The 22,300-nt window shown below is 51.6% G+C and carries 14 protein-coding genes; all 14 read left to right on the top strand.

The window, feature by feature from the left end:
- Nucleotides 1-1,120: 1,120 nt before the first annotated feature.
- The 14 genes from JWZ97_RS00075 to JWZ97_RS00140 all read left to right on the top strand — a co-directional run bounded on the left by JWZ97_RS00075 (nucleotide 1,121) and on the right by JWZ97_RS00140 (nucleotide 21,652).
- Nucleotides 1,121-2,131: a hypothetical protein gene (locus tag JWZ97_RS00075; protein ID WP_205432411.1), complete on the top strand. Its 1,011-nt coding sequence runs from the start codon at nucleotides 1,121-1,123 to the stop codon at nucleotides 2,129-2,131.
- A gap of 234 nt (nucleotides 2,132-2,365) precedes the next feature.
- Nucleotides 2,366-3,706 carry an oligosaccharide flippase family protein gene (locus JWZ97_RS00080; RefSeq protein WP_205432413.1) on the top strand — a complete coding sequence of 447 codons (1,341 nt, stop codon included), beginning with the start codon at nucleotides 2,366-2,368 and terminating at the stop codon, nucleotides 3,704-3,706.
- Nucleotides 3,707-3,727: 21 nt separating this feature from the next.
- On the top strand, nucleotides 3,728-4,528 hold the full coding sequence (locus JWZ97_RS00085) for a glycosyltransferase family 2 protein (protein WP_205432415.1): 801 nt from the start codon (nucleotides 3,728-3,730) through the stop codon (nucleotides 4,526-4,528).
- A 211-nt stretch (nucleotides 4,529-4,739) separates the two neighbouring features.
- Nucleotides 4,740-5,720, top strand: coding sequence for a glycosyltransferase family 4 protein (locus tag JWZ97_RS00090; protein ID WP_371822632.1), 981 nt, complete (start codon nucleotides 4,740-4,742; stop codon nucleotides 5,718-5,720).
- A 16-nt stretch (nucleotides 5,721-5,736) separates the two neighbouring features.
- A complete protein-coding gene (locus JWZ97_RS00095; protein WP_240342609.1) occupies nucleotides 5,737-6,753 on the top strand; it encodes a glycosyltransferase family 2 protein in 1,017 nt (338 codons plus the stop codon).
- Between the two features lie 46 nt (nucleotides 6,754-6,799).
- The gene (locus JWZ97_RS00100) at nucleotides 6,800-8,032 is read left to right on the top strand and encodes a glycosyltransferase family 4 protein (RefSeq protein ID WP_240342610.1); all 1,233 of its coding nucleotides are present in this window, start codon (nucleotides 6,800-6,802) and stop codon (nucleotides 8,030-8,032) included.
- A 204-nt stretch (nucleotides 8,033-8,236) separates the two neighbouring features.
- Nucleotides 8,237-9,223, top strand: coding sequence for a glycosyltransferase family 2 protein (locus JWZ97_RS00105; protein ID WP_205432422.1), 987 nt, complete (start codon nucleotides 8,237-8,239; stop codon nucleotides 9,221-9,223).
- A 79-nt stretch (nucleotides 9,224-9,302) separates the two neighbouring features.
- Entirely contained in the window at nucleotides 9,303-11,426 is a 2,124-nt protein-coding gene (locus JWZ97_RS00110; RefSeq protein ID WP_205432423.1) for an NAD-dependent epimerase/dehydratase family protein, read from the top strand.
- Between the two features lie 190 nt (nucleotides 11,427-11,616).
- Nucleotides 11,617-12,759 carry a glycosyltransferase gene (locus tag JWZ97_RS00115; RefSeq protein WP_205432424.1) on the top strand — a complete coding sequence of 381 codons (1,143 nt, stop codon included), beginning with the start codon at nucleotides 11,617-11,619 and terminating at the stop codon, nucleotides 12,757-12,759.
- Between the two features lie 175 nt (nucleotides 12,760-12,934).
- On the top strand, nucleotides 12,935-13,873 hold the full coding sequence (locus tag JWZ97_RS00120) for a UDP-glucuronic acid decarboxylase family protein (protein ID WP_205432425.1): 939 nt from the start codon (nucleotides 12,935-12,937) through the stop codon (nucleotides 13,871-13,873).
- A 48-nt stretch (nucleotides 13,874-13,921) separates the two neighbouring features.
- Entirely contained in the window at nucleotides 13,922-15,142 is a 1,221-nt protein-coding gene (locus tag JWZ97_RS00125; protein ID WP_205432426.1) for a glycosyltransferase family 4 protein, read from the top strand.
- A gap of 648 nt (nucleotides 15,143-15,790) precedes the next feature.
- Nucleotides 15,791-17,368 carry a VPLPA-CTERM-specific exosortase XrtD gene (xrtD, locus tag JWZ97_RS00130; RefSeq protein WP_240342409.1) on the top strand — a complete coding sequence of 526 codons (1,578 nt, stop codon included), beginning with the start codon at nucleotides 15,791-15,793 and terminating at the stop codon, nucleotides 17,366-17,368.
- Between the two features lie 119 nt (nucleotides 17,369-17,487).
- Nucleotides 17,488-20,928 (top strand): tetratricopeptide repeat protein, encoded by a 3,441-nt coding sequence (locus tag JWZ97_RS00135; protein WP_205432428.1) that lies wholly within the window; start codon nucleotides 17,488-17,490, stop codon nucleotides 20,926-20,928.
- A gap of 271 nt (nucleotides 20,929-21,199) precedes the next feature.
- Nucleotides 21,200-21,652, top strand: a complete 453-nt coding sequence (locus JWZ97_RS00140; RefSeq protein WP_205432429.1) for a hypothetical protein — start codon at nucleotides 21,200-21,202, stop codon at nucleotides 21,650-21,652.
- The last annotated feature ends 648 nt before the right edge of the window (nucleotides 21,653-22,300 follow it).

Here is a 22,300-nt window from a genome sequence, read left to right on the forward strand (position 1 = left end):
AATGAGGATTGTCGATTTAGGGGGGGCAGTCACAAATATGGGATATTATACTCCCACTTTAATCTAATCTGTCTCAACCCGCCTGGCGTAGTTGCAACGAATCATAATACCCGTTAAACAACGTTACGAGTGTCGTAAGCTATTGAGTCTCAGATGGCTATTACCAACAGATTTCATATGAGGAAGTGCCTTACTTTAAAGCCGGATATTTTCGTCTTATATCTAGTAACGGCTTTATCGATCATGTTGGGAGCAGGCTAAGCGGCTAGAGTTTGCCTGTGAGGTTAATTGCTTATCTCAAAACACTGGGTTCAGATCCAATGCAAATAGCCACCTGCAGAGGCATATTTCGGCGAGCCGTTTTGGTGGTTGTACCTCAAAATCCGCAGCAGTTCTTTGTGAAAACATGGTCGGAAAACCTACCCGCGTGGACTGAAAGAGTAGCGACTACTACGGTATTGATCGAGGCAATTAACAGGGCTATTTCCCCACCGAAATATATCTTCTGAATTGAGCTTCTTTCCAAGGCCATTTATCGCTTTTCAGTCGTCTAGCAAGATAAAATTCTTGAAAGTTATCCATGTATGAGCGGATGAGAGCCACCATTCGGACGATGGGCGGAGATGACAGTGCCACTTGGTATTGCAGGCGACTAAATAGCGTACGCACTGATGGAGCATGTAGGCCGGTTCTGAGTGCGTCTTGTACGAAGAATAGTGACCCAGTTAATAGGTTAACCACCAAGTATTGTCCCTAAGGTGTAAGAATTAACCCGAATATATTTTCGTATCTTGTCCTCTTTGGCTGGCCTTTTATTTGCTTGGCGATTTATCGGCGCTTGCCGATTGGACCGGCAACCATTTGGTCAATATTAGGAGCCTATTTGATTTTGCCGGTTGGCAATGCGGTAGACCTGCCTCTCCTTCCCCCCTTGGACAAGATAACTATTCCGAATGTAGCGGCATTTTTGGTTTGCAGGTTTCTGCTTGGCCGGCCTGTAAATCTATTGCCAAGTGGAGGTTGGGGCAAATGGCTGATGATTGTTTACTTATTGAGCCCATTCGTAACGGCCGCAGTTAATAGTGATCCCGTAATCGCGGGTCCACGGTATATCGGAGGTATGGATTATTATGATGCGCTATCCGATGTCATTAGACAGAGCTTATTTATTGTGCCCTTCGCGCTCGGTCGACAACTTCTGACTTCCGCCAGCGATAGTGAAAATATAATTCGAGCTCTGGTGGTTGCCGGTATTGTTTACTCGCTACCCATGCTTTTTGAAGTTCGCATGAGCCCTCAACTTCATACGTGGATTTATGGGTATTTTCCACATAGTTTTCTTCAGCAGATGCGCGATGGGGGATTTCGGCCCGTGGTTTTCCTCGGGCATGGCCTATGGGTGGCGTTTTTTGCTATGACGGCCGTGGTAGGGGCGGCTACGTTGTGGCAGGCACGGATTTCCGTCGGGCGCTTTAATCCTGCAGGTGTGCTGGCTTACTTAAGCGTGGTTCTGCTCTTATGCAAGAGTATGGCATCGATGCTTTATGCGGCTGTGCTGCTTTTATTTATTCGCTTTACGTCCGTCACCACTCAACTGAATATCGCGAGATGTATAGTGCTTATTACCTTGCTGTATCCAATGTTGCGAGCCATGGAATGCTTTCCTGTGCAGGGCATCGAGGAAATGGCTGCGTCGGTTAGCAAGGAAAGAGCGCAATCCCTGAAGTTTCGACTAGATAACGAAGAAATCTTGCTCGCCCGTGCTAGGGAGCGAGCTTTTTCGGGCTGGGGAAGTTGGGGACGCAATAGGGTTTACGACGAGGCTACCGGCGATGATTTGTCGGTCACGGATGGCCGTTGGATTATCGTGATGGGCCAATACGGCTGGTTCGGTTACATTGCTGAGTTCGGCTTATTGGCATTGCCTGTTTTTAGAGCGTTTAAGGCAAGTCGTTATGTTCCCATTAAGAAGGATAGAATTATCCTGGGCGCGCTATCGCTCATACTGGCGATTAGCCTACTTGATTTGCTCGTTAACGCTTCAGTGACGCCTTGGACCTGGCTAATTGCCGGTAGCTTGCTTGGTCGATGCGAATCTATTAATCCGGCCACTAAAAGGCGTGCATACTGAATGGAGCATGTATGCCCGTTCTGTGCGCGTTTTTGTATGAAAAATAGTAGTCAGGTTAATATTTTAAGGCACGAGGATTAGCCGACACAAAAGCACCTGGCTATATTATGAGCTTAGTTACTTACTATTTGTTGTGTCCATCGGAATGTCAACAGCATTGCTTACAGAGTGGGCTGGCGTGCGTAGTTAAATAGGCTAGGCCTCCCGTAGCATAATGGAAATAACCGCAAGAAAATGTCGACGTCAACTATTGCTCAGACTCGCCTGCGTGGCAGGGTTATTCAAGCCGGGTTCTGGTGGGTCTCTGGTTACACGGTAAATCAGGTCTTGCGATTTGCAGGCAACCTCATTCTGACTCGACTTTTGTTTCCTGATGCATTCGGTCTCTTGGCTATCGTTCAGACGGTCATACTCGGATTCACGATGCTCTCGGATATGGGGGTTGCTCCTTGCATCGTCCAGAACAAGCGGGGCGATGATTCAGCGTTTCTAAATACCGCCTGGACGATACAAGTAGTCCGAGGTTGTCTGCTGTGGGGTTTGTTGTGGATCGCATCGAAGCCATCAGCGGCATTTTATGAGCAGCCCCTTCTGGCGGAATTGTTGCCTGCAGCCGGGTTAACCGCGCTCATCACGGGATTTAACTCAACGAAACTCGCGACCGCCGACCGTCATTTGGAAGCCGCGCGAGTCACGCTCATCGACCTCGGTTCCTATGCATTTGGCTTAGTGATCACTGTCCTTTGGGCCTGGGCCGAACATACGGTATGGGCTTTGGTTTGGGGTAGCGTCATTGGCGCGGTGACGAAGATGTTTGCCAGCCACCTTGCGCTGCATGGCGTGAAGAATTGGTTTCATTGGGATGACGCATCGGCTCGAACTCTGTTTGGCTTTGGGCAATGGGTGTTTGTCAGCTCTCTGATCACATTTCTTGCGGGAGAGGGAAACAAGTTGTTGATCGGCGCCATGTTGGATATTCATCAACTCGCTTTTTACACCCTGGCGAGCACCATGAATGTCATGTTCATGCAGGCTTGCCAGCAGGTTGCAGCGAAGGTCCTGTTTCCATCTTATGCAGAAATTATCCGGAACCACCCGGAGCGACTTTATGGTGCGCTTGAGAAAGGCAGGCTCGCGATCATTCTGCCGGGCTGGCTCGTTGCCGTGTTCTTCGTATTTCTCGGCGATACGGTGATGCGGCTGTTTTATGACGCGAGATATGCGGATTCCGGCACCATGTTACAACTGCTTGCTATCGGCTCCCTGAGCGCTGTGATGAGTTTGTCATATGCCGGTGTTCTAATGGCAAAAGGGATGGTTGGCAGAAGCGCAATGCTCCAGGCTGTTCAGGTATTGATTCAAATTGGAGCCATGTTGGTGGGGCATCAGCTTAGTGGGGTATATGGCCTGATGGTAGGTTTGGCAGTGGCCAATTGGATCGTGTATTTCGTCGTGGCTATAGTATTTGCGCGATTATCTCTCTGGCACCCGAGAGTCGATCTACCTTTCCTTGGGATGTCGGCGGTGGTGTTATTTCTTGCAATAAATTATGGCCTATTACCGACTCGCGGGTGAGTTATGTCGGTTGATATCCTAATGATCACTTGGAACAGATTCCATTACGCTAAGCGCACTATCGACAACCTGCTGGCGACGAATGACGACTTCAGGCTTTATTGGTGGGATAACGGGTCTTCGGACGGCGTGGCGGAATATATTTCGGCTCTCGAAGACCCAAGAATCGTGCTCAGGCATAAGCATGATTCGAATGTGATGCAGGCGGTTCCGACACGTTGGTTCCTGGAGCAAAGCAAGGCGGATGTCATCGGCAAAATCGATGATGACACGCTGGTTCCAGATGGCTGGATCAAAACGATACGGCCGGCCGTCGAACGGCATGACAGACTGGGTATGGTGGGGTGTTGGACATTCTGGCCGGAGGATTTCGAGAGGAACGCCGGGGTTGCGCAGAAAAAGATACGGGGATTCGACCCACATCGGGTTCTCTCGAATCTCGGCATAGGTGGTACCGCTTTTCTGATGAAAAAATCGCTGGCATTGAAGTATTTGATCAAGAGCCACAATGGCACGGCATTTCCGATCGATCGGGCAAAAATGTCCGCAGAGGGATACTGCAGCGGGTGGTACTACCCCTTGATATGGGCGGAGCACATGGATGATCCAAGATCGGAGTATTGCCTCGGCTACGACGAAAGCAGCGGGGGCATGTCGGCGCTTTCGGCAAAGGTGAGAGGGTTCAAAACGCAACAGGAATTTCTAAACTGGATAAAGACCGATGCCGACAGGATTCTTGATGCCGATACGTCAGTACAAATAAAAAAGTACAAGTTTGATAACTCCATACTCGGTCGGGTCATGAGAAGGCTGAGGCGATAAACCCATCATGAAAAAAATGCTAGTGGGTTACGTGCCGGAGTCATTTCCGCAAGTTTCGGAGACGTTTGTCATAAACGAAATATGGGGCATGTTGGAGCGAGGTTACGCGGTTTGCGTAATACCGAGATTGCACGTGCCTGTCGTTAGCGGAATGCATGACCGATACTATGCTATTAGGGGGGCAATCGATCTTGTGAATTTCCAAGGCGCTATGTTTTCGTTATCGGCCTTCCTGATCGGTTGTTTATATGGAGGTCAAATAAGACCCCGAATTAGGCTTGTCAGTATGGCTCGGCATTTCAGGAACGCCGTCGGCATCGCAAAACACTATATCCGTCTGGCGAGCGCGAGGCCTGATGTATTGATTACCCATTTTGCTTACGACAATGCGGTGGCCAGTTCACTTTATTCCCAAAGGAATAACGTCAAAAATATATTATGGATGCACGGCTCGGATATTCATACAGTGCCTCATCGTAGCCTTAAATGGATAACTAATAACTGTGCGGCAATTGTGACAAATTCGATGCACTCGCGTCGTCTCATCCGGGAGCTGGGCATTGATGTACCTATCCACGTTTCGTCACTTGGCGTAAACCTTTCGCGGTTCGATGTCTCGGATAATGCAGACAAACATGTCCGGCCCGTGATCATTTGCGTTGCTCGATTAGGGCATGGGAAGGACCACATGTTCCTTCTACGGGTGTTTGCGTTAGTCAAGAAGGCTTTGCCCAAGGCGGAGTTATGGCTCGTTGGTGATGGACCCAATCGAGAGAAGCTCGAACAATACGTTTGTGATCTGAATATCCAGGATGTGGTTTTTCATGGAAATCAACCTCAAGAGACTGTGTCCTGCATGTTGAGGCAGTCGTGGGTTTGCGTTTTATTTAGTGACATGGAAGGTTTGGGCGTGGCCTTGTTGGAGGCGCATGCGAGCGGGGTACCATGCCTATGCAATTCAGTCGGAGGAATGCCAGAGGTCGTCAGTGATGAAGAAACTGGGTTTGTAATCGATAAGACGGCTGACGATGCGGAACGATCGGCGGCCGATAGATGCGTACAGTTGCTTTCGAATGACGAACTAAGAAAAACCATGGGTGAGAAAGCAAGATCGAGGGCCGAATCTCATTTCTCCGAGGACCTTCATTTTGAAATGATGGACCGCCTCGTTAAGCAGATAACGGCGCGATAGCGGTGATCGTCCGATGATGCATAGCGCCAAGAAAAGGGTATGGGTGGTGATAGTTAACTATCGTGCGCCGGATCTGGTTATCGATTGTCTGCGTTCTTTTTCGGCTACGGACTGGAATTTGCGCAATGGATATGTCGTGGTGGTAGACAATAATTCGGGTGATCGTTCCGAGCAAATGCTCTCTGACTTCATCGCTCGAAGTGGCTTGTCATCCTGGGTTAGCCTGGCCACTCAGGAGCGTAACGGCGGATTCGCCTATGGCAATAACGCCGCCCTACGCATGGCCTTGGGGGGGGAGGCGCCACCGGATTATGTGATGCTGCTCAATCCGGACACGATACTCCGCTCCGGCGCGATCCAGACCCTAGTGGAATTCATGGACGGGCACCCCCAGGTCGGCGTCGCCGGCAGTCTATTGGAGACACCCGAAGGCGGCGTGGACTGTTCGGCTCACCGGGTGCATTCCCCCCTGAGCGAGTTGAACGACGGCGCGCGGTTGGGCGTATTGAGCCGATTGCTACGTGGCTATGTGGTTTCCGAGGCGCCGCGCATGAAGGCTCATGCCTGTGACTGGGTTTCGGGGGCTAGCATGATCATCCGGCGCCCTGTGATTGAAGACATTGGCCTTATGGACGAAGGTTTTTTCCTTTACTTCGAGGAGGTCGACTACTGCTGGCGCGCCAAGAATGCGGGCTGGGAATGCTGGTATGTACCCGAGTCGCGTGTGATGCATTTGGAAGGCGCGTCGACAGGCATCAAATCGGGAGCAAAGCGGCGCGCGAGGTATTGGTATGACTCGCGCCGTTACTTTTTCATCAAACATTACGGTGTTGCGGGGCTGTTTTTCGCCGACGGCCTCTGGGCTCTCGGGCGTCTCACGTTTCTGTTGCGCCAATGCTTACATCTCGGTGGCTCGAATAGGCCCGCAGAGCCCAAACGGTTTATGTTCGACTTGCTATGGGGCGATCTGCGTTTCTTCCTTCAAGGGCAATTATGGAAGTTAGGGCGCCCGACGCAAGGCCGGCGAGTATAAGCATGATCGCGACCAGTTGCACGAGGAGGAATAGCGTACCGTGGACATGAAGAATTCGTCGGATCATGCCGCAAACGATAACAGGTCGGCGAACATGCGTTCAGGCGCATTTGACGTTATGTATGTCGAGGGTCCGGGCGACATTGTGGAATCCTTTCTCCGCTGGCATAGCCAACAGGATGTGGTTACGGAAACAGCAATAACCTTTAGTGGGCAGTTCTTCGATTATTGCGAGCAGAATTCGCTCCGTGCCTACGCTGTTTCCTATAGCAACGATACAAGAAAGGAGAGCACCGAACAGTTTCGGGTTGAAAACCGGCCAAAACGGATCTTTGGTGCCGGCGCTCTGTATCACTTTTCGCAAATCGTTTACGGGCTGAGTATTCTCGCAACGGCGATAAGGGTCCGCCCCAAAGCCTTGCATGTAACGTCCGGTGTGACCTATTGGTTTGTCTTGGCGCCTCTCAAATTATTAAACATCAGAATAGTTCCTCATTTTCACAATGCCTTATGGCCCAAGGGCAATCGTCCGCGTGATCCTATAAAACGAGTTTTATTGGCATTGGATGGTTGGTTTATAAAGAATATCGCCTTTGCATCCGTATGTGTATCCCCGGAAGTCGAAAGGCAAATCAAGCAGCTAGCAAAAACAGACAAAATATCGGTGAATCAGTTTTGTGCGCAATTCCATCGACAGGATTTTGAAAATCGCCAGGTCCTTCTGAGGCATGATCAGAAACCATTTGTAGTGGTTTTCGCCGGGCGGGTCGAGCGTAACAAGGGTGTTTTCGACATTCTGGACATGGCGGATCGTCTACGCGATAAAAACGTGGTGTTCGAAATTTGTGGGGGTGGCTCGGCGCTGGAGGAGTTACGCAATGAGTGTACCCAGCGCAATCTCGAACTATTTGTGCATATTAGAGGGCAACTGGAACGCCCCGAGTTACTGAAGGCTTACCAGCGTAGCCATGTGGTCATAATCCCAACGCGGAGCGACTTAATTGAAGGTTTTGCAATGGTTGCTGCTGAGGCAATTTTGCTGGGGCGCCCAATCATCACTTCGGACGTTGTCCCGGCACTGGAAGTGTTAGGAGGCGCTGCGCTGGCGGCAAAGGCCGACGACATAGCGGATTATGTGGCGGCTATTCATAAACTGCTCCATGATAAGGTTTTGTACGAACAATTGTGCGAAAACTGTATTCCTTTAAGAGAGCAATTCCTCAATGGTAAAAACGGTCTGACTATGACGCTTAATAATTTAAATGGCAGAATGCCGTAGTGTCGTAAGAAGCCTCTGGTTGCGGAGTCGAGCCAGAAGCCTAAGATTACGAAAATCTTAGACTTATGGCGACTAAACTTTTCGAAAAAAATAACAATGGTCGGTCTCTATAATTTTATGGCCTGCGGGTGTTATCTGATTTCCGTGAACTGATATGCAGTTATCCGGTGTCTCTTATCTTAAGGACATATTTATTTTTAAGCTATGAAGTTAGGTATTGTGGTAATCGGCCGAAACGAAGGGGAAAGACTTCGTGGCTGCTTGAAATCCGTCAGTTCATCGGGTAGCGCAGTGATCTATGTAGATTCCGGGTCTACGGATAGCTCCGTTTTAATGGCGCGAAACATGGGGCTCAACGTTATTGAATTGGATCGCTCTTCCCCGTTTTCGGCGGCCCGAGCCCGCAATGAAGGCTTTGAGTATTTGCTTCGGCATTTTCCCGAGATCCGTTACGTGCAATTCATCGATGGCGACTGCACGCTCGCTCCCGGTTGGCTTGCCGCTGCCGAGGCGGCCCTTGACTGCTCCACCGAATGCGCGGCAATGATCGGTCACTTGCAGGAGCGGAACCCAGACGCGACGCCTTATAACCGCCTATGCGCCTTGGAATGGAAGTCGGTACCGGGCGTACTGACCGACTTCGGTGCTTTGGGCGGGATTTCGATGATTCGGGCCAGTGTGTTTCAGCAACTAGGTGGGTTTAATCAGGAGGTAATCGCCGGAGAGGACTCGGAGTTGGGTGTTCGCATGACTCTGGCAGGTTACAAGGTTATTAAAATCGATCATGCCATGGCTGCGCACGATGCCGACATGCATCGGTTTATGCAATGGTGGAAGCGCGCTGTGCGCGGAGGCCACGCCATCGGTCAACGCGCTCACCTCAATGGCAATTCGGCTGTAAGGGATTGCATTAAGGAGCGGAAAAGTACGTGGTTTTGGGGGGTAGGCCTTCCTCTGCTCACAGCTATTAGCGCAATTCCATCCAATAGTTTGAGCTTGCTTTTATTGGGAGGATATTTAGTGCTCGGCGTGCGAATTTTTCACTATCGGCATAGCCACGGAGATAGTGTAGCCGACGCGTTGCTTTATTCTCAATTCACGGTTCTTGGTAAGTTCGCCGGTGGCGTAGGTCTCATCAAGTTCTACTTGAATATGATGCTGAAACGCTATCACTTAATTGAGTACAAATAGATTATCTATTCTGCCGCGGTTAAATATAAACGAGGCAATATAGGCTTTCTGATTTTTCATGTCATAAGCAAATCAAACAATGACCAATAAAAAGTGGAAGGTTGGCCTGCTCGGTGCGGGCTATATATCCGAGGCGCACGCGCGCGCATTGCATGCCAACATGCATACCGAATTGAAAGCGGTCTGCGACCTTTCCCTCGGGCGGGCGGAAAGAGCTTCCAAGCTTTACGGCATCCCTCACGTATTTTCTTCTCTCGACGATTTGCTGAATTCCGATGTGGATGTCGTTCATGTGTTGTTGCCGCCCGATGCACATTTCTCGACGTGCAGGCGAATCTTGGAGTCGGGGCGGCATGCGTTGCTCGAGAAACCCATGGGAATAAATGCCATCGAGTGTCGAGAGTTGGTCGAGATTGCGGACCGGAAACAGGTAAAACTAGGGGTCAATCACAATTTTTTGTTCCTTCGCGGGTATGAGAAATTGCGCCGCCACGCGAGAGATGGGACCTTGGGTAAACTCGATCAGGTAACCATTAATTGGTTATTCCCGCTAGGTTTTATTAAGTTCGGTCCCTTCGACAACTGGATGCTGAGGGAACCACAAAACTTGTTTTTTGAATTAGGACCGCACTTGGTGGCATTTATGCTTGACTTGGTCGGCCCGATGGAACGAGTGTCGACGGACATATTCAAACCCATCGATCTACCGGGTGGCGCGAGGACATATAGGCGGTGGCACGTTCACGGCGTCAACGCGGATACCGGTGTCGATTTAAATCTTTCGGTTTTACCCGGATGCACTGATCGCTCCATCAGCGTGCGTGGGCATGCGGCTTCCTCTAGATACGACTTTGACCGTGACCTATATTGCTTGGACGAACCCAGCGGGGCTGGGGTGCATTTCGATAGTTTCCTGACTGCGGAATACATTGCGCTGCAATACGCGACAAACGGATTGAGGAACTTCGGCCGTTCGATATTGGGGAAATTCAAGAAGGCTCCTTCGGCAAACCCCTACTTTGAAAGTATCGAACGCAGCGTCGCAGCATTTTACCAGGGGCTGCCGAATGATTTGGATCCTCGCCTGGATGGCAGGTTCGGGGTGCAGGTCATTGAAACCTGTGAGCAGATCGCCAAGCACGCCGAGTTCGCCGCGCCCGCGCCGTCGACTCAAGCCTGGGTCGTTTCTCCTCCATTGAGTCGGCCTACCGCGTTGGTCATCGGCGGCACCGGCTTTATTGGAAAATATGTGGTGAGGGCACTCGTTAACCGTGGGCTCGGCGTGAGGGTAGTCACTCGCGGGGGTAGGGCCGGCCAGATCGTTTTGGCTGGCTTGCCGGTGGAGTTGGTGCAGGGTGATTTGGCTGATCCGGTTTTCATGGATGAAGCGATGAACGGGATAGATACCGTTTACCATCTGGCTAAAGCCGAGGGGAAAAACTGGAATGACTATTACACGCAGGATGTTCTGGTTACCAAAAACATCGGTGAGTGCGCATTGGCTCGAGGCGTTAAGCGCTTCATCTATACCGGCACTATCGACTCCTATTATTCCGCCGATGCGCATGCCGTCATCACATCCGATACTCCCCTGGATCCCAATATAGCTCGTCGTAATCTCTATGCCCGATCCAAGGCGGCATGCGAGTCCTTGCTCATGGAAATGTTCAGAACCAAGGGCTTGCCTTTAATCATCTTTCGGCCAGGCATAGTCATCGGTGAGGGCTGTCCACCCGCTCATTGGGGTGTCGGTATGTTTGAATCGGATACGCGAGTTCAGTTGTGGGGTGATGGCACTAATAAATTGCCGTTTGTCTTGGTGGAGGACGTTGCGGAAGCACTCGTGATGGCGCTTGACAAGCCCGGTATAGAGGGTCAGGCATTCCTACTCACGGATGCCCCTCTGCTCAGTGCACGGGAGTATGTCGACATCGTATCGAAAGAAATAGGAACTAAGTTGCGAGTCGAGCCTACGCCAGCCTGGAAAATATTTATTAGTGATTGTATCAAGGAAGCCGCGAAGAATATTATTCGACATCCTAACCGCCGTATCCCTAGTTATCGTGATTGGGACTCCCGAAGTCACAGGGCTCTGTACGATAGTTCGAAAACAAAAAAGGTTCTCGGTTGGTCCCCTTCCGGGGATCGAGAGGATGTCATTCAACGCGGAATTATCCTGGCCGTGAGAGAGTTCATGCGTTAAACAGTTGCATAGAAAACTTATAACCTTTGTGCCCGATTACTGAATGGGTTCGCGAATTACCGCAACATAAATTTAAAGGCCGATTAGTTGCCGTGGGCGTGATCGGATTAATGAATCAGAGGGAATTACAGTGTCGATACCGGTGCTTGCTGTCTTAGTGTGGATTTTAGCTTTGGCGGTACTATCGCCGATGCTGGTGGTCATCTTGGAAATTTTCGGGGCGCTGATAAACAGAGAGCCGTCCCGTGTCGGGGGGGGCGCAGGTGCTTATCCGGCAACGGTGGTGCTAGTTCCGGCGCACAACGAAGAGGCCAGCATCCCTGTGACGCTGTCTTCGATCCGGGATGGCCTGCCGGAGAATTCCAGGATCTTAGTTGTCGCGCACAACTGTTCAGATGCGACGGCGCGTATCGCCCGCGGTGCGGGGGTTGAGGTGTTGGAAGCGAATGACGAAGGCAAGGGAGGCAAGCCGGATGCGCTGAAGGCGGGCCTGAGTGCGCTGGATGTTGATCCACCGGCGGTCGTAGTCATTATCGATGCCGATTGCCGCGTCGAGCCAGGCGCTATTGCGACGCTGGCCACAGCGGCGCATGCGTTGAATTGGCCCGTGATGGGCGCATATACCTTCTCTCCCGCTGACGGCAGCGTGGGGATGGCGACGGTGTCGAGTCTGGCCATTCTTCTTAAGAACTTCATCAGGCCGCTCGGTTTGCATTTCTTTGAACTTCCCTGTTTGCTCAACGGCTCCGGTTCTGCTTATCCGTTCGAATTGATCCGCCACGCCCCTCACGGTGAAGGATCCATCGCGGAAGACTATCAACTGACGATCGACTTGTTGCGCCGCGGTTATCCGACGCGATTCGTGCCGGAGGCGAAAATTTACACCCAGCTTCCAAAGCAAATGGGCACGGCGTTGAAACAGCGTCGTCGCTGGGAACATGGCCATCTCTGGTTGGCACTTAGCAAGGCTCCTGTCTTGCTCTGGGAGGGCATAGTCAAAAGAAACCTGGACTATTGTGCCCTCGCCCTCGAGGTTTCCGTTCCGCCACTGGGTTTTCTTCTGTTGCTGTGGGGCGGGGTGCTCGGACTCATCGTCGGCCTTTATCCCCTGCACGGACAATTTGGCGCGATGGTCACCGTGCTTGCGGGCGGGCTTGCGCTGATAGGCATGCTCGTTTTCAGCTGGCTCCAATTCGCCGGAGTCTCTCAAACACTTTCAGCCTTGGCGTCGGTTCCACGCTACCTGCTATGGAAGTTACCGATGTACGGCGCCTTTTTCCGGCGACGCGAAACCCGCTGGATGAAGACGGAAAGAGACAACGTCGCGTCCTGAGGGAGTTACGGGCGGGCTGGCGACCAAATCGGCTTAGCCCGGCTGGTTGCCCCCCACCCCAAATCCAAATTCTTGGCTTATGCGATGGACGCGCCAGGCCGACTTACGCCGCATGCGCAGAACTGTCATGTTGATATGGAATAGTGTGAGGTTTACAAATGGAGAATCAAACACTATGTCGTTGAGAATTACCGTGACGGGGGGAGCCGGGTTTCTGGGTTCTCATTTATGTGACCGTTTGGTGGCGGAAGGCCATGAAGTGCTTTGCGTCGACAACTTCTTTACCGGGCGGCGCGCCAACGTTACCCAACTTTTACCCAACGCGAATTTTGAAGTCCTACGCCATGATGTGACCTTCCCACTCTATGTGGAAACCGACCATATCTACAATCTGGCATGCCCGGCTTCGCCGATCCACTACCAGTTCGATCCGGTCCAGACCACCAAGACCAGCGTGCACGGCGCGATCAATATGCTGGGTCTGGCCAAACGGGTTAAAGCACGAATCCTCCAAGCCTCGACTTCCGAAGTGTACGGCGATCCGGAGGTTCATCCTCAGATCGAGTCGTATTGGGGGCGTGTCAATCCGGTTGGTCCGCGCAGTTGTTACGATGAGGGCAAGCGTTGCGCCGAGACCTTGTTTTTCGACTACCGCCGCCAGCATGGGCTCGACATCAAGGTCGTTCGAATCTTCAACACCTACGGACCCCGCATGGCACTCAACGACGGCCGAGTGGTGAGCAACTTCATCGTTCAGGCCCTCAAGGGGGACGACATCACGATTTATGGCGATGGCAACCAGACCCGCTCCTTCTGTTATGTGGACGACTTGGTAGACGGCTTCCTCAAAATGATGGGGACGGAAAACGGTTTCTGCGGCCCCGTCAACCTAGGTAATCCCGTGGAGTTCACGATTGCCGAACTGGCCGAGAAGGTCGTTAGCCTGTGCGGTGGGCGTTCCAAAGTCGTATACCAGCCACTCCCGCAGGACGACCCGCAACAACGCCAGCCGGACATCTCGGTGGCTCGCGAGCGATTGGAATGGGAGCCCAAGGTTGCGTTGTCGGATGGGCTCAAGGAGACCATAGGGTATTTTCGTAAAGTACTCGCTTGAACAGGCAACTTGCTCGCCAACTCAAAGCCGAACGGTACCCTGAATTAAATGCGCATCGCTTATTTCATCAACCAGTATCCCGCTGTAAGCCACTCCTTCATTCGTCGCGAGATTCTGGCCCTGGAAACGCTAGGTCTCGAGGTGCACCGCTTTGCGATCCGCATGGAGCGCAGCGGGGTCGTGGACGATGCTGATCTCAAGGAGGCCGAAGCCACGCGGCATATCGTCAAGACGCTTCCGCGAGAACTGGTTTCGATCCTGCTCAGGCAGGTTTTTTTCAATCCCGCCCGTTCAGTTCGTGCTTTGCTGTTCGCGATGCGCTTTGCGGCTCGCAGTGACAGAAAGCCGGGAAAAGCCCTGCTTTGTCTGATGGAGGCCTGTGTGCTCAGCGATTGGGCGCGCAGACAGGGCATCCGGCATATCCATGCCCATTTCGGGACAAACTCCACCACCGTAGCCATGCTTGCCAGCGCCCTGGGCGGGCCGGGTTACAGCTTTACGGCGCATGGCCCGGAGGAGTTCGACAAGGCGGAATCCATCGGTTTGCGAGAGAAAATCGGGCACGCCCGCTTCGTCGTTGCCGTCTCGAGTTACGGCCGAGCTCAGCTGTATCGTTGGGCGGATTTCGACGACTGGAAGAAAATCCACATCATCCATTGTGGCTTGGACGCGAGTTTTCTGAATGTACCGATCACTCCCGTGCCCGACCAGGTGAGGATCATTTGTGTCGGGAGGTTGAGCGAACAGAAGGGTCAGATAATGCTGATTCAGGCCGTATCCAGACTGGTTGCGGAAGGGCTCTCGCTTAACCTCGTCTTGGTCGGCAATGGCCCGCTGCGTGGGGAGATCGAAAGGCTGATCGCCGAAAATGGTCTTTCCGCGCATGTCGAGTTGACCGGATCGTTAAGCGGAGAGCAAATCCGCGGGCGGATCGCGGATTCGCGTATTTTCGTGCTCCCGAGCTTCGCCGAGGGTTTGCCGGTGGTCATCATGGAAGCATTCGCATTGGGGCGGCCGGTTATCAGCACCTATGTTGCCGGGATTCCGGAATTGGTGAGTGACGGCGTGAATGGCTGGCTGGTGCCAGCCGGCGCGGTGGAGGAACTGGTTTCCGCCGTGCGACTGGCACTCATGGCGACTCCGCGGGAGCTAAGCGAAATGGGGAGCGCTGGTCGACAGCAGGTTCTCGAACACTACGCGATCGACGCACAGGCTAGGAAACTCAGTGAATTGTTTCTTAAGGCTATCGAAACTGCCGACACGCCTTAGCTACTGCGGGCAAGCCATTCTTTGACTGCCAGACTGCGATGACCCCGCAGGTTGTCAAGGACCGGAAACTTCCGTGGACTCTGCCCTCTAGATCTTCGCGCAACGCTCAAGTTCGTCCTTATAGACGAATAGCGTGCCACTCCTTCGGGCCCGTCTGGCCGGGTTTCGAGTCCCAAGCATACGGAGTTCGCCGAGCGCGCAGGGTGAGGCCCACGCGCGGGACCGCCATCTCTTGGCTTATGAGCGAGCGATTTCATATTGATGTCATAACTTTGGGCCATAGTAGGCGGATATATCGTGCACTTGAGCGAACAGCTCATCTAAATGCCCTCCACTATCCTGAGTTTCTATGACCGTCTTAATCACATTTGACCCGGCTAATGCCACCCCTGGCGTAAGCCCTAACAGCGCTTGCGGCACGGTGCCTGCGAGGACTGTAACTCTGTCATGGGAAGACTCGTGTGGGGCGATCAGCCATGCGTTTCAGACGCTCCCCCTCTATTTCCCAATTCCGGTTAACAGGTTTCCGGCTTGGATTTAGGTCATAACGAATAAAACCTACCTAAACATGGCCGATTATTAAAAATAAACGACCACGCAGATAGTACAAAAGCCGGACCGCAAAGATTATTGCATATGAGTCTAAGCGTGAATCAAGAACAAAAAACATATTGGCGTTTAGGGGCGGCAACCTGGGGGGTTCTCGTGCTTACCCTATTGCTCGCGATCTGGTCATATTATGGCGGTCTTGCGAATTTGGTCGAGCGCTGGAATGCCGAGGAGGAATACAATCACGGATATTTTCTTCCTCTCGTGACCCTGGTTTTTCTTTGGCAGCGGGGGGCAATACTTAAGACGCTAGATTTGCCACCATCCTGGCATGGCCCAGTTCTGGTCGTAACAGCCTTGCTGATGTTAACAATTGGCGAACTAAGCGCAATATATTTATTAATCCATTACTCATTCGTCCTGCTGCTGATGGGCCTATCTCTCGCAGTTTTGGGATGGTCCGGTACGCGATACACTTTCGTACCCATCGGAATATTGGTATTCGCAATTCCAATTCCCTATTTCTTGGAGGCAACCGTCACCTCCAAATTACAGCTGATTTCCTCGACGCTCGGGGTTGCCTTGATCCGCCTGTTCAGCGTTCCTGTTTTCAGGGAGGGAAATCTCATCGATCTCGGCGTATTCAAGTTGGAAGTGATAGAAGCATGCAGCGGGCTTACCTATCTGTATCCATTACTCGGCTTTGGGTGTATATGCGCATACTTGTATGCCGGAAGTCCTTGGAAAAGAGCGCTCCTGATATTTTCCACCTTACCCATAGCGATATTGCTCAATAGCTTCCGAATAGGAATGATCGGGATATTAGTGAAATATTTCGGAGGAGATCAAGCGCGCGGTTTTCTCCATGATTTCGAGGGTTTCGCCGTTTTCATGGTATGCGTTGCAATATTATTTGCCGAAATGTGGGGATTGACATTGGTAGGTCGGGACCGACGTCCATTTGGTGAGGTGTTCGGACTCAAGTTTGAAGCGGATACGGCGGCCGGCAAGGCTGAAACCAGATTCCGCCGTCCGCCGAAACCACTAATTATATGCGCCTTGTCCGTTGCGGTGTCAGCGTCGCTAATACCTTCGTTGAATGCAAGGACGGAGGTAAGGCCAAGTCGCTCATACTTCTCTTCCTTCGCTCGAACAATTGGAGAGTGGCGTAGCCATCCTGGAACATTGGACGAGGCAACACTGAAAACTCTGGGGCTTACAGATTATTTGCTGTCCGACTTCAGCAATGCCGCGGGTGAATCCGTAAACTTTTATGTCGCTTATTATGAATCGCAACGTAAAGGCGTGTCGCCGCATTCTCCAGCCGTTTGCCTGCCTGGTGGGGGGTGGCAAATCATGGATTTTCAGCGTAAAACCTTTTCGAGTTTAGCGCATAAAGAAAATATATTCGAGTTTAACCGAGTTGTTATCAACAAAGGAAAAAGTAAGCAGCTCGTGTACTATTGGTTTGAAGAAAGAGGTCGCATTCTCGCGGATGAATACACGGTAAAGTGGTATTTGTTTCGCGATGCTTTGTTAGACAACAGGACGGATGGCGCATTGGTACGCGTGACTACACCGATCATCGACGGCGAAGCGGATGAGGTTGCGGACAATCGCTTAACTGATTTCATTTCCGGGGTATTACCTATTCTGCCAGAATTTGTTCCGCATTGAGTATTCGCCGGAGCGTCCGCAAATTGCCTGCCGGTTCGGCGGGGCTGCGGATAGTCAGTTCTATCGTAGATAATTTTTGCGCCCTGCTAAATCCATATAACGCTTGAAGGATACTTTTTGTGAACGCAAAACTCAATGTTTCCCGCTACGCCGACCTTTCAAAAGCTGCGGCTATTTGCCTTCCTCTGTTATTCACCGCGTGCGGGAAGGACGACCCCCAGAAATTTCTGCAGGAAGGGAAGGTTCTGTTCGAAAAAGGGGAGCTGGAGGCCGCGCGCGTTCAGTACAAGAATGCGCTGCAAATTAATCCCAAGCTATCCGAAGCTTATTATCAGATTGCTCTCCTAGAGGAGAAGAGGCGCGACTGGAAGGCTATGATGGGAGCGCTGCTCGAAACGGTTGCACTTGATTTTAGGCACCTCGATGCCCATGTTAAACTTGGGCAGATATATATACTGAGCGGGCAGCTTGATAAGGCCGCCGAGGAGGCAAGACAAGCTTTAGAACTCGATCAGGAAAGCCCTACTGCGATCTTGTTTGATGCCTCTCTCCGGTTGCGGCAGGGCAATATAACCGAGGCGCTGCAGAGGGTAGAGCGCGTTTTGAGCAAAGCGCCTTTTAACGTTGATGCAATCGGGCTAAAAGCCTCCATTCTGGTCGCAGATAAACATCCCGGAGACGCCAAGGCGGTATTGATTGAAGGCATCGAACAAAATCCGGACGCCGTTGCATTGCGTTTATTGAAAATAAGGCTGGAAGTTGGAGCTAAAAATTTCGATGTTGCGATTCACGATTACGATACCTTAATTGAAAAATATCCGGATGATCCCGGGTTCCGTACTTCCCAGGTCGCGCTTTTATCAGATCTCGGTCGTTTTGAGCAAGCCGAAAGCAATTTGCGGAAGCTTATTCAAAAATATCCTACTGATGTTGATTTTAAACTCAAATTGGTCGACCTAATTCAGCGGCGTAATATTGATCAGACGGAAACCATCTTGAAGGAGTTTATCTCGGAAGCGCCGCAAGAACTCAAACTAAAGCTCCGTCTTGTCGACTATTACTTGACACGTCAACGTTACTCGGATGCTAAAGTCCCACTAAATGAGATAGTGGCGACAGACCCCAAAGCCAAGGACGGTCTCAGCGCTAAAGTCAAGCTCGCAGAAATCGCACTGTTGCAGCAAGATGTTGCTAGGGCTGAAAGTCTGGCCGAAGAGGTGCTCGGTGTCGACGTCAATAATAGCGACGCTCTGATGCTGAGAACAGAGCTGCGTCTTAATAAGAAAGATGCCGATGGTGCTATTTCCGACTTGCGTATTGTGTTGCGGGATAAGCCAAATTTCGAGAAAGCTATGATTTTGATGGGGCAGGCCCACCTGCTCAAGGGGGAAAAGGAAGTTGCCGAAAGCGAATGGCGCAAGGTGCTTGAAATCAATCCCGGCAACATGAACGCCATCGTTGCGCTGTCTAATCAACTGGTTAAACGCGGGGACGCTGAAAAGGCGGAGGAGATTATTAGTAAGGCGGCCAAGGTAAATCCCAGTAGTCCCGCACTATTGGAAATGTTGATTCAACTTCAAGCCACCAAAAGGGATTGGGCCGGAGCCCATGCAACACTCGATCGCTTGAAAAAAATTGCTCAGGCAGATTTGGCGACGATATATTGGGAGGGGTTGCTGGCGTCCCAAGAGGGCCGTACTGGTGAGGCCTTAGCTCAATATCGGGATTTCTTAAGCCAGAGACCGGACAACAGCCAAGTTCTTTCCAGCCTGGTTGGACTTTATGAAAAATCAGGAAGGCGAACGGATTTGATTTCTTTTCTCCACGGTTTCATAGAAAAGAATCCACGCGTTATAGGAGGTTATGATGCCCTGGTTATGGCATATTTAGCGGAAAACAAACCGGAAGACGCTGATAAGGTTATTCAACGGGCCATCGAAAACTTGCCAGATGACGTAGAGCTTAAACTTAAACGTGTGAGTTTGTTGGAGTCTCGCAGTGCGTCGCTCGCAGAAGCCACGCTGAAAGACTATATAGAAGAAAATCCTAAAGATGCTCGGTTAAAAGCCCGTCTCGTTAGCTTTTTTATTGCCAATAAACGCTATTCGGATGCATCGGCGATTCTCAAAGCGACGATAGATGCCGATCCAGCCGGTAAGGATGCACTGTCCGCCAAATTGAAACTTGCTGAGGTTGCGATGTTCCAGGGAGATGCGGTTTCGGCGACGGCGTTGGCGGATGAGGTTTTAAAGACCGAGCCCAATCATATCGATGCACTCATGATGCGCGCGACCTTGCGGCTATCCCAAGGAGACTCGGTGGGTACCTTGAATGACCTTCAAGTTGTACTGAATGAAAAACCGAATTTCGAAAGAGCATTGCTGTTAACTGCACAGGCGCATTATTCGAATGGCGATGGCGAAAAAGCCGAAAGGGATTGGCGCGGAATATTGGGGGTTAACCCGGCCAACTTGGATGCTCTTGTTCCTTTGACGCAGCTTATCATAAGACGCGGTGATTGGATCGAAGTAGCGGCTCTGTTGGATAAAGCAATCCAGGGCGCGCCTGGTAATACTCAAGTGCTTGAGTACATTATTCAGGTCAAGGCTACCCATAAAGATTGGACAGGTGCGCAAACCGTTATTGCAGAGCTTCGTAAACAACCACAAGGCGAGCTGCCGGCAATAATGTGGGAAGCAACTTTGGCGATGGGCCAAAATCAATTCGAATCCGCCATTAAACTGTGTAAAGAGACGCTGGGTAAAAACCCGAACCTTCCCAGCGTTATGTCTGCCCTGGCCAGGGCTTATGAAGCAGCAGGGCGGCAAGCTGAGCGTATAGCGTATTTCAATTCGTTCTTACAGAAACACCCGGATATAGGGGCAGCTCATGAAGCCCTGGCTATCGCCTATGCGTCGAGCAAGAAATGGAGCGAAGCTGAAAGGGTCTTGCAGGCCAGGTTGAAGAACGATCCAAAGTCCATCGGAGTTTATAGCCTGCTGGGTAAAATATACGCGGAGCAGAACAAGGGCGATCAGGTTATTTCGATTTACCGGAAGGGTTTGGACGCCTCTCCTGCCAATCCCCAACTTTTGCTTGAGTTAGCGAAGTTTTATAATCAGAAAAGGGAAAGTCTGAGGGCGATGGAAACCTATGAAGAGATTCTAAGGAGCCATCCGGACAATGTGGAGGCCGCCAATAATCTGGCAGATTTGCTGGTGAATACAAAAAATGACAGCGAAGCCTTATCTCGTGCTAGGCGACTCGTCGAGCCACTGAAGAATTCGACGAATCCCGTTTTCCTCGACACCTATGCATGGGTGCTATTTAAATCAGGTGACCCCGTGGTCGCACTGTCGGTATTGAAAAAAGTTGCGAATGCTTTGCCCACTAACGCCGTGGTTCGTTATCATCTTGGGGAGGTTCTTTATAAAAATGGAGATATTCCTGCGGCTAAGACCGAACTCGAAAAAGCGCTTTCTCTTGCTAAAGGTCTAGGATTTCTCCCCGAGATCGAACGGGTAAATGAAATTTTGAGTCAGATTAAGAGCCCGAGTTGACGGTTCTTCTTCGTGTACAAGGAAGTAGCAGAGGCATAGCGGTAAGGTAAGATGTGTTTGGTACGGTGCCTGTCTTCGCAAGTCATGAAAGGCGCCGGCCGAATTATTAGCCCGGCCCAAAAATACCGTTCGCCCTAAGCCTGTCGAAGGGCGGGTTTCGACAAGCTCAACCCGAACGGGACCAGTCAAATCTCGGGCCCGGTTAATAGGACCATAGGATGTGCCAATGGAGGATGCACATCAAAATTGGGTGCCGCGAATGATACGCTTCGTGACCTTAGCGCAACCTATGGTCCTGCGCGCATTGTGGTCGCTGGCGCTAGGCGATTATTCCGGCACCCTGGCCGGCGAAGCCGCCGCCCAGCTCACCGAATTGAAGTTCTCCCGTGACGCCGAAGCCCAGGTCGACCTGGAAGGCCTGCGCCGCCTGGATGCGGCCGGCATCTCGCCCGCCGGCATGCCCAGCTTCTTCGCCAAGCTGGCGGAAAAGGAAGGCGCGGCCCGGCTCCCCCGGCCCTGCTCTCCACCCATCCCTCTCAGAAGACCGCCGCGAGCGCCTGCAAGCCGAACTGGTGGCCCTGCCCAAGAGGGATTACCCGCCGCTGCCTTTTCAAAAGTAGGCTGGGATCACCGTAGGGAATCCCAGCATGCCGGGCCGTCTGCTGGGTCGCGTTTGCTCATTCCAGCCTACATACTCGTAGGTTGGGTTAGGCGCCAGCCGTAACCCAACGATTTGGGGATGTTGGGTTACGCGATAAAGCCGCTAACCCAACCTACGAGCTGGCGGAAAAGGAAGGCGCTGCCAAGCGCCCGGCCCTGCTGTCCACCCATCCCCTATCCGAAGACCGCCGCGAACGCCTGCAAGCCGAACTGGCGGCCTTGCCCAAAAGATATTACCCGCCGCTGCCTTTTCAAAAGTAGGCCGGGATGAGCATAGGGAATCCCTGCATGCCGGGCCGTCTGCTGGGTCGCGTTTGCTTATTCCAGCATACGCGCTATCTATCTTGGCTCAGAGCACGGATATACAGAAGGGATGACCGGAGAGAACAAGGTTTGTTGTCTAGCGACGGCCGGCGTGATAGAAAATGCCAGAGCTATACGAAAACAATTCAACTACTTGTTAGCCACATAAATGCAAAGCCGACAATCAAGGCGCGAGAAAAACAAATATGCAGTTTAGAGAAATTACTCTTATCCAGTCCAGTATCGATAATGGGCGCATCTATTTCCCGATTAACGACGCAAAATTCTTTCCAGTTGACTCGCTAGCCGATAGGGCTGGCGATGGTCACAAGGGTAACCCAGTATGGTTCCGTGCTGGAAGCTTCGAAATCGAGAGTGATGTTCGAGTTTCAAGTGGGCAGCGACTAAG

It is taken from the genome of Methylococcus sp. EFPC2 (assembly GCF_016925495.1).
Lineage (GTDB): Bacteria > Pseudomonadota > Gammaproteobacteria > Methylococcales > Methylococcaceae > EFPC2.

What these genes read in the sequence shown, in the direction of transcription:
- JWZ97_RS00090 (WP_371822632.1), top strand. Translation starts at nt 4,740, where the DNA reads ATGTTTTCGTTATCGGCCTTCCTGATCGGTTGTTTATATGGAGGTCAA.
- JWZ97_RS00085 (WP_205432415.1), top strand. Translation starts at nt 3,728, where the DNA reads ATGATCACTTGGAACAGATTCCATTACGCTAAGCGCACTATCGACAAC.
- JWZ97_RS00100 (WP_240342610.1), top strand. Translation starts at nt 6,800, where the DNA reads ATGAAGAATTCGTCGGATCATGCCGCAAACGATAACAGGTCGGCGAAC.
- JWZ97_RS00095 (WP_240342609.1), top strand. Translation starts at nt 5,737, where the DNA reads ATGCATAGCGCCAAGAAAAGGGTATGGGTGGTGATAGTTAACTATCGT.
- JWZ97_RS00115 (WP_205432424.1), top strand. Translation starts at nt 11,617, where the DNA reads ATGCTGGTGGTCATCTTGGAAATTTTCGGGGCGCTGATAAACAGAGAG.
- JWZ97_RS00105 (WP_205432422.1), top strand. Translation starts at nt 8,237, where the DNA reads ATGAAGTTAGGTATTGTGGTAATCGGCCGAAACGAAGGGGAAAGACTT.
- JWZ97_RS00075 (WP_205432411.1), top strand. Translation starts at nt 1,121, where the DNA reads ATGGATTATTATGATGCGCTATCCGATGTCATTAGACAGAGCTTATTT.
- JWZ97_RS00080 (WP_205432413.1), top strand. Translation starts at nt 2,366, where the DNA reads ATGTCGACGTCAACTATTGCTCAGACTCGCCTGCGTGGCAGGGTTATT.
- JWZ97_RS00110 (WP_205432423.1), top strand. Translation starts at nt 9,303, where the DNA reads ATGACCAATAAAAAGTGGAAGGTTGGCCTGCTCGGTGCGGGCTATATA.
- JWZ97_RS00125 (WP_205432426.1), top strand. Translation starts at nt 13,922, where the DNA reads ATGCGCATCGCTTATTTCATCAACCAGTATCCCGCTGTAAGCCACTCC.
- JWZ97_RS00120 (WP_205432425.1), top strand. Translation starts at nt 12,935, where the DNA reads ATGTCGTTGAGAATTACCGTGACGGGGGGAGCCGGGTTTCTGGGTTCT.